We start from the raw sequence: 15,454 nt of genomic DNA, 5'->3' as shown, positions 1-15,454 counted from the left end.
GATGGGCCTGTTCACCGGCCTGCTGACGCTGCCGCTGGCGCCCGTGCGGGGCGTGGCACGGCTGGCGGAGGTCCTCACCGAGCAGGCCGAGGCGCGGCTGTACGACCCGGCGCGGATCGCGGCGGAGATGCAGCAGGTCGCCGACGCGGCCGCCGCCGGGGAGATCACCGAGGAGGAGGCCGCGGCCCGCGAGGAGGACCTGGTCCGCCGGCTGAACGAAGGCCGCGCCCGCCGCGGGCCGGCGGGCCGCTAGCCAGGGAGGCCCGGAATGCTGTCCGCGTCGCAGGCCGCCAAGCGGGCGGCCGAGCACGTCACCGCGATGACCGGACGCTGCGCCGAGAGCGTGGTGGGGGTGGAGCGCGCCGGCGAGGACGGCTGGCGCATCACGGTGGAGGTCGTGGAGACCCACCGCATCCCCGACTCCGCCGACATCCTCGCGGTCTACGACACCGAGATCGACGCGGCCGGGGAGCTGGTCGCCTACCGGCGCGCCCGCCGCTATCCCCGCGGACGAGTGGAGAGGGACTGAAGAGCGTTGAGTGAGATCTCCTGGGGCGGGTCCCGGTCGCCGGCGCGGACGATGCCGGGCGAGCGGCAGGGCGCCAGCCTGGCCGACCTGCTGGAGCGGATCCTGGACAAGGGCATCGTGATCGTCGGGGACGTCCGGGTGAACCTGCTGGACATCGAGCTGCTGACGATCAAGCTGCGGCTGCTGGTGGCGTCGGTGGACCGCGCGAAGGAGATGGGCATCGACTGGTGGGAGCACGACCCGTCGCTGTCGTCCAGGGCGCGTCCCGCCGAGGAGGTCAACGGCGGCGGCCGCGACCGGGAGCTGGAGGAGGAGAACCGGCGGCTCCGCGACCGCCTCGCCGCGCTGGAGGCCGCCTCCGGCACCGCTTCCGCCTCCGACGGGAAGGAGCCGAGATCATGACCGCAGGTCCGTTCGCCGCCGGCGAGACGGCCGTCTACCTGTACGGAGTGGCGCGCGGCCTGGACCCGGGCGCGCTGCGCGGCGCCGCCGGGGTCGCGGGCGCGCCCGTCCGCGGCGTCGTCGAGGGCGGGCTGACCGCGCTGGTCAGCACCGTCCGGCTCGAGGAGTACGGGGAGGCGGCCCTGCGCGCCAACCTGGAGGACCTGGCGTGGCTGGAGGCCACCGCCCGCGCCCACCACGCGGTGGTGGACCGGGCCGCGCACGCCGCGCCGACCGCGCCGGTCCGGATCGCGACGATCTACCGCGACGACGCGCGGGTCGCCGAGGTGCTCGCGGCGCAGGGCGCCCGGTTCGGCGAGGTGCTGGACGGCATCGCGGGCCGTTCGGAATGGGGCGTCAAGGCCTACGCCGCCGCCGGAGCGCCGTACGGGGCCGAGGACGTCGCAGATCCCGGTGGGGGGCTCGCGCCGAGCGCCGAGCCCCTCACCGGCCCCAACCCCGGCACGGAGCCGGGCGGTGTGGGGACGGCGTATCTGCAGCGCCGGCAGCGGGAGCGCCGCCGCCGCGAGGACGCCGGCCGCCGCGCCGCCGAACGCGCCGCCGACGTCCACGCGGCGCTCGCCGGCCACGCCGTCGCGTCCCGGCATCACCCGCCGCAGGACCCGCGCCTGTCGGGACGGCCCGGCGCGCAGATCCTCAATGTCGCCTACCTGCTGGACGAGGAGCGGGTCGAGGGCTTCCTCGCGGTGGCGCGCACGGCCGCGGACAGGCTGCCGGGCGTCGAGGTGGAGGTGACGGGCCCGTGGCCGCCGTACTCGTTCATCGACACCACCGACACCGACACCGCGCCCGCGGGCGGGCCGGAGGACGCGTGAGCGCCGTCCTGGACCAGGGCCGCGACGTCCCGATGGAGCGGATCGCGCTGGTGGACCTGCTGGACCGGCTCCTGGCGGGCGGCGTCGTCATCGCGGGGGACCTGGTGATCTCGATCGCGGGCGTCGACCTGGTGCGGGTGTCGCTGCGGGCGCTGATCACCACCGTCCGCGACGAGCTCATGCCCGACGCGCCCGGACGGGAGGACCACCCATGACCCGCCCCGAGCGGCCAGCCCGGGAGCCGGTGACCGGCGAGGTGGAGGTCCGCGACGCCCCCGCCGCGTACCCGTTCACCACCGCACCCGCCCCCGCGCCCGCTCCCGCGGAGGGGCCGGGGGAGCGGGCGTCGCGGACGATGCGGCGGCTGCGGTCCGACCCCGAGACGGTGGAGCGGGACCTGGTGAAGCTGGTGCTGACCCTGGTGGAGCTGATCAGGCAGCTGATGGAGCGGCAGGCGCTGCGCCGCGCCGACGGCGGCGACCTCACCGCCGACCAGGTCGAGGCGCTCGGCCTGGCGCTGATGCGCCTCGACGAGGCCATGACCCGCCTCAAGGACCACTTCGGCCTGGACGACCACGACCTCAACCTGGACCTGGGCCCCCTCGGCCCCCTCCTCCCCGAGGACTGACCGCCTACAGCCAGGGCCAGGCGGCGTCGCGTCCGCCCTCCAGCAGCGGGATCAGCCGGAACGCGGCGTCGGACAGGCCTCCGAACACGTGCCGGTTCCCGCCGCCCGAGGGGCCGTGCCCGTGCTTGTACCCGGCGAGGTTCCAGGTGTAGACGGGGACGTCCGCCGGGACGTGGGCGGTCGGGTCGGCGCCGTGGCGGCCGCCCCACGCCTGCTCGTCGGTGACGATCACGACGCGGTCGTGCTTGCGGTAGTGCGCCCGGACGGCCGCGGCGGTGTTCGTCCCGCCCATGCTGGTGAACCGCTCCAGGACCGTCAGCAGCGACTCGCCCGCGTCGACGCGGACGGGCCGGTGGCCGGTGCCGAACTCCACCAGGTCGGCCGAGGCCGCGCGCAGCGCCAGCGCCGTCCCGAAGATCGCGGCGGCGTCGGCGCGGTTGAGCCCGGACTTGTCCGAGACGCGCCCGAACATCGACCCGGACCGGTCGACCAGGATCAGCGTCCGGCCGGTGAGCGCGGGCACGTTCGCCAGGGAGTGGTCGAGCGCCTGCTGCAGCGGCCACGCCCACCGCAGCGACGGCGCGGCCCGGTGCGCGGCCAGGAACCGGAACGGGAACATGCGCGAGCGGGCGATCACGCCGGGGTCGGCGAGCTTGGCCGCCACGGTCGCGGCGACCTCGTCGGAGACGCCCGCCCGGTCGAAGTTGCGCAGGTTCCGCGTCAGCGCCATCACTCCCATGCTCGGGATGATCGCCTCCCACGCGGCGGCGTCCATCGGGCCCTGCAGCCAGCCCGCCAGGGCCTCCCAGGTGATCCCGGCCGAGCGCAGCCGGTCCGGGCCGCCGGCGGCGAGCAGCACCGCCCGGCGCTCGGCGGCGGGGGTGGCCATCAGCTCCTCGCGGGCCCGCAGCATCGGCAGCGCGGGCTCGCCGCCGCGGCCGTGCCGCCGGTCGAGCGCGTGCGCGAACAGCTCGCCCTGCCACGGCTTGCCGGGCGCGGGCGCCGGGTGGACCAGGTCGATCACGTCGCCGAAGCGGAAGCCGTGCGCGCCGGTGTCGTACTTGAGCAGGGACCGCTCGGTGTAGAGGCGCCGGACGGCGTCGGCGATGCCGCGCTTGACGGGCTTGGGCACGGCGCGGCCGTGGACCGAGGTCCAGTAGGCCAGGGCCTCGCCGGGCTCGTCGGCGCGCTGCAACACGCTCGCCACGAGCTGCCGGTTGCCGCCGTTCAGCCCGGCGGCCAGGCGCGCGTGGACGGCCTCCAGCGCGGCGGCGACGGGCGCCGACCGCATGTTCGCCTCGCCGCGCAGCCACGGCAGGAACCCGGCCGTCCAGTCGGCGTCGTCGACGGCGACGCGGCGGACCAGGTCGCGGAAGCGGGCGTCGCGGTCGCCGGCGGCCTCGTAGAAGGTGCCCTCGCCGACCATGTTCGCCACCGCGAGCAGGAACAGCTCGCCCTTGGCGTCGCGCGCGTAGCCGGGCGCGCCCTCGTAGGTGCGGCCGGACGCCGCCGACCCGGTCCGGATCGCGCTGGAGACGGCCGCGCGGACGGTGCCGCGGTTGAACTTCGCCATGAGCAGGGCTCCCTTCCAGTTAATCGAGGGAGCCCTTCGGGTTTTCGCGGTGATGCCCGAGATCAGGAGTCGGCGACGGTCCGACGCGTCCACTGCTCTGCCGTGCTGAGCTACGCCGCCCCATGGACGGCGACGGGATTCGAACCCGCGCCCCGTGGATCCCAAGGAAGTATCCGTTGCCTGCGCACCGGGCACCGCGAAGAATGTGCTCCCTCCCGAGATCGAGTCGGCGCACGGAATAGCCCCGCCGAATGGGGCGACAGGCCCATGGGGGGCCTGCAAGGAATTGAACCTCGAAGTATCCGTCCGCCTGCGCACCGGGAGGTGCGTGTTCAGTTGTGACCAGAGAGCGCGCCCGAGATCAGAAGGTCGGCGAGAGACACGTAGCGCTCTACCCTTGAGCTACACGAGCCCAAAGGCTCGCGACGGGACTCGAACCCGCAACCACTCGATTATGTGTCGAAGTAACTCTCACCTGCGCACCGGGCACTCCCTGCAGTTGCCGAGCCCTTCCGAGTTCGGAGGCGGCCTCGGGAGAGGGTTTTCTTTTTTGCAGAAAGAAGTATCCCGTGGCCTTCGCACCGGAAGGGCGATATCCCTAGGGGACCAGTCCGGGCGCCGCCCGCACAACTGATTATTCGTTAAGGGGACGGGTTGACCGCCGTGCCTTTGAAGAAGGTGTAGTGGAATGTGCCGTCCGGGGCGGCGGTGCGGCGCAGGTCGGCGACGCCGCGGTCCCAGTCGGCGGGGGTGGCCAGCCCGGCGGCGACCGCGTCGGCGCGGACCGCCTCGACCATCGCGGTGAAGGTGTCGCGGGTGAACGCCCGCGCCAGCGCCGGGCGGCTCCCGTCGGCGTACACCGTCCGCGGCCCCACGCCGACCCGCTCGTACCCGGCGGCCGCCAGCAGCGGCGCCAGCCGCCGCCCGATCAGCGCGTCCCCGCCCGCGGCGGCCTGCAGCGCGACCAGGTGCGCGATCGCGGCGCGGGCGTGCGCGCTGTCGGGGTGGAAGAACGCCGACCCGTGATCGCCCTCGATGACCGTGACGGTCCCGCCGGGCCGCAGCACCCGCCGCAGCCCCGCCAGCGCGGCCCGCGGGTCCGGCAGGTGCTCCAGGACGAAGCACACGAACAGGTGATCGAACGCGTCGTCGGGGAACGGCAGGTCGTGCAGGTCCCCGAGCCGCCACTCCACCCGCGCCCCCGGACGCGCCGCCGCGACCCGCGCGCGGGCCTGGTCCAGCGACGCGGGAGACACCTCGACCGCGGTCAGGCGCGCGCCGGGGGAGCGGGCCAGCAGCTGCACCGTCTGCGCCCCGACGCCGCAGCCGACCTCCAGCACCCGGCTCCCCGCCGGGAAGGACGTCCCGTCGTGCAGCAGATCGGCCAGCGCCTCGGCCTGGTCCCCGAGCCGCCGCGCCTCCCGCCCCGAATACCCGTGCACATACCCGTTCCCCGGCCCGTCCGCCGGCCCGTCCTGCGACCCGCCCGCCGGGTCGTTCGCCGTCGTCGTCGCTTCCATGGACACCAACCGTGCCCCCCGCAATGGCCCGGTGAACAGGTCCAATCCCGGCCAGCCTGACAGGTCCATCTGACCTGACCCCGCGCGCCGCCCTGACCCGCGCGCCGCCGGTCAGGCGGTGAGGGTCTCGGCGTCCCACAGATCCCGGTACGCGCCCGGCACCGCGAGCAGATCGGCGTGCCGGCCGCGCTGCACCACCCGGCCCCGGTCCAGCACGACCACCTCGTCGGCCGCGTCCAGCGCCGCGAGCCGGTGCGTCACCAGCAGCAGTGTCCCGCCGCCCGGACGCGACAGCAGGTCCCGGGTGACCGCGTCCGCCATGACCGGGTCCAGCGCCTCGGCCGGCTCGTCCAGCACCAGCACCGGCGGGTCGGCCAGCAGCGCCCGCGCCAGCAGCAGCCGCTGCCGCTGCCCGCCCGACAGGCCACGCCCGCCCGCGCCGACCACCGTGTCCCATCCGTCCGGCAGCGCCTGCACCACCTCCAGGAACCGGGCCCGCTCCGCCGCCGCCCGCAGCCGCGCCTCACCTGCGTCCGGACGCGCCAGCAGCAGGTTCGCGCGGACCGTCCCGGCGAACACGTGCGCGTCCTGCGTCAGGCCCCGCACCGCCGCCCGCACCTGAGCGGGCGCGTCATCGCCCAGGACGTGCCCGCCGACCGTCACCGCGCCCGACCCCGCCGCCACCTCACCGGCCACCGCCGCCAGCAGCGTCGACTTGCCCGCCCCGCTCGCCCCCACCACCGCGACCCGCCGCCCCCGCCCCACCCGCAGGTCCACCCCGTCCAGCGCGACGGACGCGCCGTAGGACACCCGCACCCCGAGCAGCTCCACCTCCAGCGGCCCCCGCGCCACCCGCACCGGACGCCCCGCCGCCCGCGCCGGGGGAGCGGCCAGGACCGCACCGACCCGCCGCAGCGACGGCCGCACCTCCCGCAGCCGCTGCGCCGCCCCGGCCAGCGGCAGCACCGACTCCACCGCCACCAGCGCCGTCAACGCCAGCACCGCCGCGCCGACCTCGTCCACCCCCGCGCCCAGCCCCGCCCACAGCACCGCCGCGACCACGGCGCCCTGCACCGCGAAACCGGCCGCCGCCACCGCCGCAGCCACCCGCGCACCCGACCGCTCCGCCCGCGCCAGCCGCCCCGCCGCGTCCCCGGCCCGCGCCGCGAACCGCCCGGACGCCCCGAACACCGCCAGGTCCGCAGCCCCCTCCAGGACGTCCAGCGACCGCACCGCCAGCGCCTCACGCTCCGCCGCCGCCCGCGCCGCGGCCCGCCCGCCCGCAACCGCCGCGACCCCCGGCAGCACCACACCCGCCACCAGCAGACCTACCGCCAGCACCACCGCGGCGGGCGCCCACACCGCCCCGCACACCACCACGCCCGCGACCCCGCACGCCACCGCCGCCACCCCCGGCAGGACGCACCGCAGCAGCAGATCCTGCACGGCGTCGACGTCCGACACCATCCGCGTCAGCGCGTCACCGTCCCGCACACCCCGCCGCCCCGACAGCCGCTCGCCCGTCCGCGCCGCCGCCAGCGCGTCGAACACCCGGCCCCGCAGCTCCGCCAGCGCCCGCAGCGCCGCGTCATGCCCCGCCAGCCGCTCCACGTACCGCAGCGTCCCCTTCGCCAGCGCGAACCCCCGCACCGCCGCGATCGCCACCGACAGCGCCGCCAGCTCCGGCTGCTGCGACGCCCGCGCGATCAGCCACGCCGCCGCCGCGATCAGCCCCAGCCCGCACAGCTCCGCCGCCGCGCCCGCCAGCCCCGCCGCCACCAGCCGCACCGCGTGCGGCCGCACCGCACCCCACACCCCGCCCCCGCTCACCCGGTTCGCCGTCACATTGCTCATGGTCACGTCGCTCGCGGTCATGCCGCCTCCTCGCGCGCCGCGCCGGCGACCCGGCCGCCGTCCAGCCGCACCACCCGGTCCGCGACCCCCAGCAACGCCGGACGATGCGCCACCAGCACCGCCGTCCGCCCCGCCAGCAGCCGCGCCGCCGCGTCCACCAGCAGCCGCTCACTGCGCAGATCCAGCCGCGCGGTCGGCTCGTCCCACAGCACCACCGGACCGCCCGGCAGCCACGCCCGCGCCACCGCCAGCCGCTGCCGCTGACCCGCCGACAACCCCGCACCGCCCTCACCCAGCACCGTCGCATACCCCTCCGGCAGCTCCTCGACGAACTCCGCCGCGGCCGCCGCCCGCGCCGCCTCACGCACCCGCGCCTCGCCCGCGTCCGGATCGCCGAGGCGGATGTTGTCGGCCACCGACGCCGCGAACAGGTGCGGACGCTGCGGCACCCACCCCAGCCGCGCCCGCCACGCCACCGGATCCAGCTCCGCCAGATCCACCCCGTCGACCAGCACCCGCCCCGCATCCGGGACGACCAGACCCGCCAGCACCAGCAGCAGCGTCGACTTGCCCGCCCCCGACGGCCCCGCCACCGCCACCCGCTCACCCGCCCCCACCCGCAACGACACCCCCTCCAGCGCCGCACCCTCCGACCCCGGATACCGCACCGTCACCCCCTCCAGCACGATCTCCGGCGCACCCCCGCCCGGCATGACCCGCCCGCCCGGACGCGCCGCCGGGACGTCCAGCGCCGCGAACGCCGCCTCCGCCGCCGCCACACCCTCCGCACTCGCATGGAACCGCTGCCCCAACGCACGCAACGGCAGATACACCTCCGGCGTCAACACCAGAACCAGCAGACCCGCCGACAACGCCATCCGCCCCTCCAGCAGCCGCAACCCCACCGGAACCGCCACCAGCGCCACCGACAGCGCACACACCAGCTCCAGCACCAGCGACGACAAGAACGCCACCCGCAGCGCCCGCACGCTCGCCCGCCGATGACCGTCCGCCAGCTCCCGCACCACACCCGACTGGTGCCCCATCCGCCCGAACGCCCGCAACGTCGAAAGACCCGCCAGCACATCCCGGAAATGCCCGCCCAGCCGATGCAGCAACGCCCACTGACGCCCCGTCAACGCCGCCGTCCGCATCCCCACCAGCGCCCCGAACACCGGAACCAGCGGCACCGTCACCAGCACCACCACCGCAGACGCCCAATCCACCGTCACCAGCCGCGCCAACACCACCACCGGCACCACACACGCCGCCAGCAACTGCGGCACATACCCGGTGAAGAACGGATCCACCGCGTCCAGCCCCCGCGTCAGCAACGTCACCCGCGCACCCGCATCACCCGCCGGACGAGCCAGCAGCGCCTCCCGCAGCCCCCGCTTCACCCCCGCCGCCGCACCACCCGCCACGCTCGTCACCACCCACGCCAGCGCCGCCCGCGCCGCGACCGCACCCGCCAGCCACGGCAACGGACCCGCATCCAGCCCCGCCACCGCACGCACCAGCAACTCCGCCTGCACCAGCAGCAGCACACCCTGCGCCGCCGCCAGCACCCCCAGCACCACCGGCACCCGGCGGGGGAGACGCCGCAGCAGACGCCGCTCGACACCCTTCACCACAACCCCCTACAGGTCACCACAACCCCCTACAGGTACGACGGCGACTCGACCCGGCCTCGGAACGTCCACCACACCAACGCCTGCGCCGCCAGCAGCAACGGCAGGACCACCACCGTCGTCACCGCCGTCATCGTCAACCCCGCACCCTCCGCCACCACCTCCGACCACGACACCTCCACACCCGCCACCACCGGCGCCGACGCCATCACCAGCGCCGACAACCCGTACCGCGACGGCACCCGCGCCGCCCGCCCCGCCAGCGCCACCGGCAGCCGCCACCGCGCGAACCCCGCACCATGCCACGCGAACAGCACCGCCAGCGGCAACCCCAGCACACTCCCCGCGTTCAACCCGCCCCCACCGGCCAGCAGCGACCCCAGCACCGACCCCCACGCCAGCGCCAGCCCCCAGCTCCCCGCCACCACCGCCGCATCGCACCCGCCCCGCCACGCCGACGCGTCCACCCGCCCCCGCAGCCACAGCCCCATGTCCCGCACCACCCACGCGAACAGCAGCACCGCGAACACCGGATACAGCTCCTCCAGCAGCTCATGCTCCAACCCCGGGAACGCGCCCGCGACCAGACCCGCCGCCGCCACCAGCCACACCTCGTTCCCCAGGAAGAACGGCGCGAACGACGCGATCACCAACCGCCGCTCCCGCTGATCCCGCCCCAGCCACGGCAGCAGCATCCCCACCCCGATGTCCGCACCGGCCAGCACCAGATACCCGGCGGAGAACACCGCCAGCAACACCACCGCGAGAGCATCCATCACCAGGCTCCTTATCGACCGGTCGGCTTCAGAACGTCAGGCTTCAGAACGTGGGCTTCAGAACGTCGGGCAAGGCCGCGGGCCTCAGAACGTCGGGCTCAGCACCGGGGACGCCGGCTCCGCCGGGGGAGAGGCCCCCAGCCCCGACCCCTCCGGACCACGCCGCGCGAACCGCACCAGCAACCACGCATTCACCCCGAACAGCACCGCGAACAACACCGTGAACGCCGCGAACGACGCCGTCATCGTCCCCGAACCCACCCCCGGCGACAGCGCGTCCCGCGTCTTCAACACCCCGTACACCATCCACGGCTGCCGCCCTACCTCACGGAACAACCACCCCGACACCATCGCCACATACGGCAACGGCACCGCCGCGATCATCACCACGTGGAACACCCGCCCCCGCACCAGCCACCGCCCGAACGGGAACTTCACCAGCGCCACCACCGCCACGATCAACATCAGCAACCACATCATCGTCATCAGCGCCTCACCCACCCACGCCAAACCCGGCGGCGAGTAGTCGTCCGGCCCGAACCGCGCCGTGAACCCCGCCACCGCCGCCGCCCCCTCGTCACCCCCGCGCTTCGTCGGCTGGACGTAGGCGAACTGCATCCCCCCGAACACCACCACCGGCATCACCGACAACATCACCGTCAGCAACCCGATCCGCATCGACCGCCGGAAGAACTCCACCTCCGCCGTCCGCCGCAACAGGTGATAACCGCTCACCCCCGCCATGAAGAACCCCGCCGTCAGCAACCCCCCGAACAGCACATGCACGAACGCCAGCACCGCCGTCGGATTCGTCAGCAACGCACCCGCGTCCGTCAACCGCGCCGCACCGTCCACCATCTCGAACCCCACCGGACGCTGCAGCCACCCATTCGCCACCAACACGAAATACGCCGACAGATACGCCGTCAGCGTCACCACCCAGATCAGCCCCAGATGCGCCCACCGGTTCAGCCGATCCCACCCGAAGATCCACAACCCCAGGAACGTCGACTCCACGAAGAACGCCACGATCGTCTCCAACGCCAGCGGCGCCCCGAACACACCCCCCGTCACCCGCGACATCCCCGCCCAGTTCAACCCGAACTGGAACTCCATCACCAGCCCCGTCACGATCCCCACCGCATAATTCACCACATACAACTGCCCCCAGAACCGCACCATCCGCTCATGCACCGCACTGCCCGACACCGCCGCACGCGTCTGCGTCAACGCCACCAGCGTCGCCAAACCCAACGTCAACGCCACGAACAGAAAATGCGTACCGGCCGTCAACGCGAACTGCACCCGCGCCAGCATCAACGGGTCCCCACCCATGAGCGACACACCCCAACGATCGATCCGAGAACGACCCCACGATCCTCGGGCCCCGCACCCCACCGCCGAATCAGGCGCAAGCGTTCAACCCGCATGCGCATTTCGCGCAGCCCCACCCCGCCGCCTACATCTCCCGATGTACACGCCCACGCCGCCCCGCCAACCCCAGTACGACGGCCACCACCACATACGGCACCGCCGCCACACTCACCAGCACCCCGGCACCCGCCCACTGCGACCCCAACGCATACCCCGCATACACCAGCAACGCCACCACCTCCGAACCGAACCCCGCCACCGACGTCACCGTCGCCCGCGCCCCATCACCGATCCGCTCCTGCAACCGCGCGTCCGCCGCCGCCATCGCCCACCGGGACACCCCGAACGCCGCACCCACCAGCACCATCCCACCCGGACGCCCACTCAACGCCCCCGCCGCCAGCAACACCGCACCCACCCCCAGCAGCGGCGCCAGCCACCGCACACCACGCCCCGCCACCCACCCCCCGACCGCATCACCCACCGTCACCACCAGCACCAGCAACGGCACCGACGCCGCCGCCACCCCCGTCGACTGCGCCAGCAACGGCACGTACTCGTCCAGCGACGTCAACCCCTCCACCACCATCACCAGCACCAGCGACCACCGCACCGCCGACCCGCCCCGCACCTGCGCCCACCCCGCACGCACCACCGACCCCAGCGACGGCTCCTCCTCACCCTCACCGCCGCCGCCCCGCGACTCCGGCAGCAACCACCCCACCGCCGCACACGCCAGACACGCCGCCACACTCGCCGCGCCCAACGCCCGATACCCGCCCGCCGCCAGCACCGGAGCCGCCAGCGCCGTCGCCGCCACCACCGCCAGCATCGACACCGCCTCCGACCGCCCGATCAACCGCGCATACGCCCCCGTCGCCCCGACCCGCTCCAGCTCCTCGTACACCAGCGCCTGCATCGTCCCCGAACGCAGCGCCGACCCCGCGCCCCACAACACGAAACCCGCGGCGAACACCGGATACGACGGGAACAACGACCACAGGCCAAAGCCCGTACCCGCGAGCAGGGGAGCGATCACCAGCAGCGTCCGGCGCGAGAACACGTCCGCCCACACACCGGACGGCACCTCAAGCGTGAACGTCGTCACCGACCAGATCACGAACAGCGACGAGATCGCAGCGGGAGACAACCCGGTATCGGCGAACAGCAGCGCGTACACCGGGTACAGAAGAACGAGATCCTCGAGGAACGCGTAGGCGTACAGCCTGCGCGCGAGCCCCGCCTCAGGTGAAGATCAATGTCGCCAGGTCATACTCCGCACCCTAACCGCCCCACCCCGCCCGCCGCACCCGCAAATCCGGGGGAGAGGGACACAAGGGACACGGCCGGGGCGAGCGGCGCGAGAACAGCCGGTCGATCAGCCGGCCAGGGGAGTGCGGCCCAACAACGCCAGCAGCCGCTCCTGATCACCCGCCCCATCGGGCAGGACGCGCTCGGGACCCACCATCCCCGCCGCACGCCCGCGCGACGCGAACTCCCTGGCCGTCGCCAGCGCGGCCGCCACCAGATCCGCGTCGAACACGACCTCCTGCCCGGTCGCCTGCGCCAGATCCCACGTGTGGACGAGCAACTCCACCGGAGAATGCTCCAGCCAGTCACTCAGCGTCATCACATCCCCGGACCCCAGCGTGATCCGCCGCGCCAGCGCCTCCGGGGTCAACTCCGCCGTCATCCGCGCCCGCACCGCACGCCAGCTCGCCACCGGATCCTCACCGGCCACCTCGCGCCAGTCGGGATCGTCCCGGGGGAGCGGCAGTCCGGCCGCCCGCAGCTCCACCACCAGCAGCCCCGCCGTCACATGGCCCGCCACGTCGATCGCGCACCAGCCCTCGCACGGCGACGGCGACAGCCACCGATCCGGCGGCACCGCGACGAGCACCGCCTCGAAACCGTCCAACGCGCGCACGAACCGCTCAGGGATCACGACCGCCACACCGCCCGCCTCGCATCGTCGCCAACCGCGAACGCCCGCACTCTAACGCCCGCAACCGCCATCGGCCACGATCACCTCTACTTAACATAATATACATTATCGACCAACGATCAAGGGTGCTGGAAGCGGGGCGAATCGGGCGGTTCTCGGGTTCAGATCATTCAGGTGGTGAGGGTGATCCAGTAGCGGTCCTCGCCGTGGGCGCGGCCGTCGTGGACGCCGCCGTTCGCGACGATCACGCGGCGGGACGGCTCGTTGCCGGCGGCGCAGGTCAGCAGGACGCGATCCAGGCCGAGCCGACGGCATTCGTCCAGGCCCGCCGCGAGCATCCGCGTGGCGTGGCCCCGCCGCCGCCAGGCCGGGACGACGTGGTAGCCGATGTGGCCGCCGACCTCGGCGAGCTCGGGCGTCAGGCGGTGCCGGACGATCAGCGTGCCGAGGTAGTGCTCCCCCGACACGTACCAGAACGTGCTGCAGGGCACGCCCCAGCGGGTCTGCGCGCCGCGGCGCTCGGCGACGAACGCGCCGAAGTCCTCGCGGGCCGGTTCGAGCCAGCCGGTCGGCGTGCCGCTCGCCAGGCAGTCGGACCACTCCCCGACCAGGAACGATTCGCGCACCGCCGTCGTCGGCCGCACGAGCCGCGGAGGCTGGAGAAGGTCGCTCACCTGGCCGATTGTCCCTCTTCGCCTGCACCGGCGGGCTGCCGGGGCGGCGGACGGGCGCGAAGAATGTCGAACCGGACAGAAGCCAAATTCTGTATGGTGTACGGCGTTTTCGTGACCGCGTGGTCCGTCGCCCCGGGTCGGCGGCGGCGAACCACGCGATCGGCTCGCACGTCTTTCGCCAGGTCAGCTGCCGTCCCATGTGGGGCAGTAATCGTGGAGGGCGTTGAAGTGCTGGTCGAACTTCGCCCATATGGGCGAGGTCTTCATGATCCGGAGCACGCTCTCGTCGGCGTACTTCAGGGCGCCGTCGGTCATGTTGGCGCTGCCGATGTAGAGGCCGGCGGTGGGACCGTGATTGATCATCAAGGTCTTCTCGTGCATCTCCGAGTAGGCGCCCATGGACGGGTGGCACACCTTGACGTCGATGTTCGCCTCAAGGAGAAGGAGGAGCGCCGGCCAGTGGTCGTTCCCCGGCGTGCCGGGGTCGTCGCCCACGTCGCCGGTGACGACCTGGACCGTGCAGCCCCTCTTCTTGGCGAACCCGAGGATCCCGGTGATGTTGCTGCGGGAGATCCTGAAGTTGGCCACCTTGATGACGTCGTCGGTCGTGGTGGTGGAACAGGTCCTGGACGCCCTCTCGATGGCGGCGCCGACGGGGTCGTGGACCTGCCTGGGATAGGTGAAGACCTCGTTGTCGGCGCTGTGGAAGTTGTTGTCGGCCTCCGGGTCTGGGTCGGGGTCGCCGTAGGAGTTGTTCCCCGTGGTCGTCGGGCCGTCGAACAGGTCCTCGAAATATTTCTCGCCGTAGAACTTGTGGAGTTCGGCGCTCGCGAGGGTCACGACGTTCTCGTAGGCCTTCAGGTCGGGGCGGTCCTCGCCTTTCCACCAGTCCAGGTTGGCGGAGGACACGTAGACGACGTTGCTCACCGTCCCGGAGGTCGTCTGCACGCTGGACAGCGTCATGAACTTGTTGTGCATGATGGACGGCTCGTTGCTGGGCTCGCCGGTGTCCTCGTCGTACTCGCGATTGGCGATGCAGCCGCGGGACGCCACCCAGCGTCCGTTGTAGTTGACCCGTTTCGGGCTGCAGGTGGAGACGGCGACGCGCTCCGAGGGCGGCGTGGGTGCCTTGGACGCGGCGATGAGAGCCTTCCACTGGGGCCTGGTGCGGTTCCAGCCGTCCATGACGATGCGGACCTTGACGCCGCGTTTCGCCGCGGCGAGGAGCGCTTCGGTGACGTCCGCGCGGTCGTAGAAGTAGAGGGTGATCCTGACGGTGGAGCCGGGGGTGGCGGCGTTGAGGAGGGCGATGGCGTGGGCTGCGATCTTCTGGTGCTTGCCCTCGTCGAAGTCGGCGTAGTTCACGACTTTGGTGAGGTCGATGGGCTCGGCGGCGAGGGCGGCCGGGGATTCGGCGGCCGCGGGTGCGGCGAGGCCGAGGATCGCGGGGATCAGGAGGGCGCTGCAGGCAGCGCCGATGCGTAAGCGTCGGCTGGACATTCGTGTCCTTTCGCGGGGTGGGCGGCCTCGCGGGCGGTGATACGCCGGCGGCCGTTGATGATCACGAAAGTATCCTTGATGTCCCGGCTTGTTGATCATTGTCTGTCCAGGGGTGGACAGCGGCGTTGACGCCGCGGGGGCGAGGCGCTCTTGGATGACGCGTATTCGTAGGG

General features: G+C 73.3%; 16 protein-coding genes and 1 tRNA gene. 6 read left to right on the top strand and 11 right to left on the bottom strand.

Translation table 11 applies throughout. The annotated features are described in order from the left end of the window. Position 1 precedes the first annotated feature (1 nt). Genes ACH35V_RS17580 through ACH35V_RS17555 form a run of 6 tightly spaced genes read left to right on the top strand, consistent with a single transcriptional unit; the run spans position 2 to position 2,434 of the window. Entirely contained in the window at positions 2-253 is a 252-nt protein-coding gene (locus ACH35V_RS17580) for a gas vesicle protein GvpG (RefSeq protein ID WP_395973519.1), read from the top strand. A gap of 15 nt (positions 254-268) precedes the next feature. Beyond that, a complete protein-coding gene (gene gvpO, locus ACH35V_RS17575; RefSeq protein ID WP_395973517.1) occupies positions 269-529 on the top strand; it encodes a gas vesicle protein GvpO in 261 nt (86 codons plus the stop codon). A 51-nt stretch (positions 530-580) separates the two neighbouring features. Beyond that, positions 581-931 carry a gas vesicle protein gene (locus ACH35V_RS17570; protein WP_395974142.1) on the top strand — a complete coding sequence of 117 codons (351 nt, stop codon included), beginning with the start codon at positions 581-583 and terminating at the stop codon, positions 929-931. Beyond that, positions 928-1,806, top strand: a complete 879-nt coding sequence (locus ACH35V_RS17565) for a GvpL/GvpF family gas vesicle protein (protein ID WP_395973516.1) — start codon at positions 928-930, stop codon at positions 1,804-1,806. Before ACH35V_RS17570 ends, ACH35V_RS17565 begins: the two co-directional genes overlap by 4 nt. Continuing rightward, positions 1,803-2,021 carry a gas vesicle protein gene (locus ACH35V_RS17560; RefSeq protein WP_395973514.1) on the top strand — a complete coding sequence of 73 codons (219 nt, stop codon included), beginning with the start codon at positions 1,803-1,805 and terminating at the stop codon, positions 2,019-2,021. The genes ACH35V_RS17565 and ACH35V_RS17560 overlap by 4 nt, the downstream gene beginning before the upstream one ends. Beyond that, a complete protein-coding gene (locus tag ACH35V_RS17555) occupies positions 2,018-2,434 on the top strand; it encodes a gas vesicle protein K (RefSeq protein ID WP_395973512.1) in 417 nt (138 codons plus the stop codon). Before ACH35V_RS17560 ends, ACH35V_RS17555 begins: the two co-directional genes overlap by 4 nt. 4 nt (positions 2,435-2,438) lie before the next feature. Here the strand turns inward: ACH35V_RS17555 and ACH35V_RS17550 are convergent, their stop codons facing one another. From ACH35V_RS17550 to ACH35V_RS17500, 11 genes are all read right to left on the bottom strand, one after another. Next, the gene (locus tag ACH35V_RS17550; RefSeq protein ID WP_395973510.1) at positions 2,439-4,007 is read right to left on the bottom strand and encodes a TROVE domain-containing protein; all 1,569 of its coding nucleotides are present in this window, start codon (positions 4,005-4,007) and stop codon (positions 2,439-2,441) included. 268 nt (positions 4,008-4,275) lie between these two features. After that, positions 4,276-4,421, bottom strand: a tRNA-OTHER gene (locus ACH35V_RS17545). A 227-nt stretch (positions 4,422-4,648) separates the two neighbouring features. Continuing rightward, entirely contained in the window at positions 4,649-5,527 is an 879-nt protein-coding gene (locus ACH35V_RS17540; protein ID WP_395973508.1) for a methyltransferase domain-containing protein, read from the bottom strand. Between the two features lie 111 nt (positions 5,528-5,638). Continuing rightward, complete coding sequence (gene cydC, locus ACH35V_RS17535; RefSeq protein ID WP_395973506.1) at positions 5,639-7,402, bottom strand: thiol reductant ABC exporter subunit CydC; 1,764 nt, start codon at positions 7,400-7,402, stop codon at positions 5,639-5,641. Further along, positions 7,399-9,012 carry a thiol reductant ABC exporter subunit CydD gene (gene cydD / locus ACH35V_RS17530; RefSeq protein ID WP_395973504.1) on the bottom strand — a complete coding sequence of 538 codons (1,614 nt, stop codon included), beginning with the start codon at positions 9,010-9,012 and terminating at the stop codon, positions 7,399-7,401. Before cydD ends, cydC begins: the two co-directional genes overlap by 4 nt. A 29-nt stretch (positions 9,013-9,041) precedes the next feature. Continuing rightward, positions 9,042-9,788 (bottom strand): cytochrome d ubiquinol oxidase subunit II, encoded by a 747-nt coding sequence (locus ACH35V_RS17525; RefSeq protein ID WP_395973502.1) that lies wholly within the window; start codon positions 9,786-9,788, stop codon positions 9,042-9,044. Between the two features lie 84 nt (positions 9,789-9,872). Then, a complete protein-coding gene (locus ACH35V_RS17520; protein WP_395973500.1) occupies positions 9,873-11,105 on the bottom strand; it encodes a cytochrome ubiquinol oxidase subunit I in 1,233 nt (410 codons plus the stop codon). Between the two features lie 142 nt (positions 11,106-11,247). Further along, positions 11,248-12,342 carry an MFS transporter gene (locus tag ACH35V_RS17515; RefSeq protein WP_395973498.1) on the bottom strand — a complete coding sequence of 365 codons (1,095 nt, stop codon included), beginning with the start codon at positions 12,340-12,342 and terminating at the stop codon, positions 11,248-11,250. Between the two features lie 198 nt (positions 12,343-12,540). Next, positions 12,541-13,116, bottom strand: coding sequence for a TIGR03086 family metal-binding protein (locus ACH35V_RS17510; protein ID WP_395973496.1), 576 nt, complete (start codon positions 13,114-13,116; stop codon positions 12,541-12,543). A 161-nt stretch (positions 13,117-13,277) separates the two neighbouring features. Further along, positions 13,278-13,781 (bottom strand): GNAT family N-acetyltransferase, encoded by a 504-nt coding sequence (locus ACH35V_RS17505; protein WP_395973495.1) that lies wholly within the window; start codon positions 13,779-13,781, stop codon positions 13,278-13,280. Positions 13,782-13,964: 183 nt separating this feature from the next. Beyond that, positions 13,965-15,281, bottom strand: a complete 1,317-nt coding sequence (locus ACH35V_RS17500) for a phosphatidylserine/phosphatidylglycerophosphate/cardiolipin synthase family protein (RefSeq protein ID WP_395973493.1) — start codon at positions 15,279-15,281, stop codon at positions 13,965-13,967. Positions 15,282-15,454 lie beyond the last annotated feature (173 nt).

Source organism: Actinomadura sp. 1N219 (assembly GCF_044326405.1).
Classification (GTDB): domain Bacteria; phylum Actinomycetota; class Actinomycetes; order Streptosporangiales; family Streptosporangiaceae; genus Spirillospora.
Note: the sequence above shows the minus strand (reverse complement) of the source record. Positions and strands in the feature narration are given on the sequence as shown.

What these genes read in the sequence shown, in the direction of transcription:
- cydC (WP_395973506.1), bottom strand. Translation starts at nt 7,402, where the DNA reads ATGACCGCGAGCGACGTGACCATGAGCAATGTGACGGCGAACCGGGTG.
- ACH35V_RS17540 (WP_395973508.1), bottom strand. Translation starts at nt 5,527, where the DNA reads ATGGAAGCGACGACGACGGCGAACGACCCGGCGGGCGGGTCGCAGGAC.
- ACH35V_RS17570 (WP_395974142.1), top strand. Translation starts at nt 581, where the DNA reads ATGCCGGGCGAGCGGCAGGGCGCCAGCCTGGCCGACCTGCTGGAGCGG.
- ACH35V_RS17500 (WP_395973493.1), bottom strand. Translation starts at nt 15,281, where the DNA reads ATGTCCAGCCGACGCTTACGCATCGGCGCTGCCTGCAGCGCCCTCCTG.
- ACH35V_RS17525 (WP_395973502.1), bottom strand. Translation starts at nt 9,788, where the DNA reads ATGGATGCTCTCGCGGTGGTGTTGCTGGCGGTGTTCTCCGCCGGGTAT.
- ACH35V_RS17565 (WP_395973516.1), top strand. Translation starts at nt 928, where the DNA reads ATGACCGCAGGTCCGTTCGCCGCCGGCGAGACGGCCGTCTACCTGTAC.
- ACH35V_RS17520 (WP_395973500.1), bottom strand. Translation starts at nt 11,105, where the DNA reads ATGCTGGCGCGGGTGCAGTTCGCGTTGACGGCCGGTACGCATTTTCTG.
- ACH35V_RS17555 (WP_395973512.1), top strand. Translation starts at nt 2,018, where the DNA reads ATGACCCGCCCCGAGCGGCCAGCCCGGGAGCCGGTGACCGGCGAGGTG.
- gvpO (WP_395973517.1), top strand. Translation starts at nt 269, where the DNA reads ATGCTGTCCGCGTCGCAGGCCGCCAAGCGGGCGGCCGAGCACGTCACC.
- ACH35V_RS17550 (WP_395973510.1), bottom strand. Translation starts at nt 4,007, where the DNA reads ATGGCGAAGTTCAACCGCGGCACCGTCCGCGCGGCCGTCTCCAGCGCG.
- ACH35V_RS17580 (WP_395973519.1), top strand. Translation starts at nt 2, where the DNA reads ATGGGCCTGTTCACCGGCCTGCTGACGCTGCCGCTGGCGCCCGTGCGG.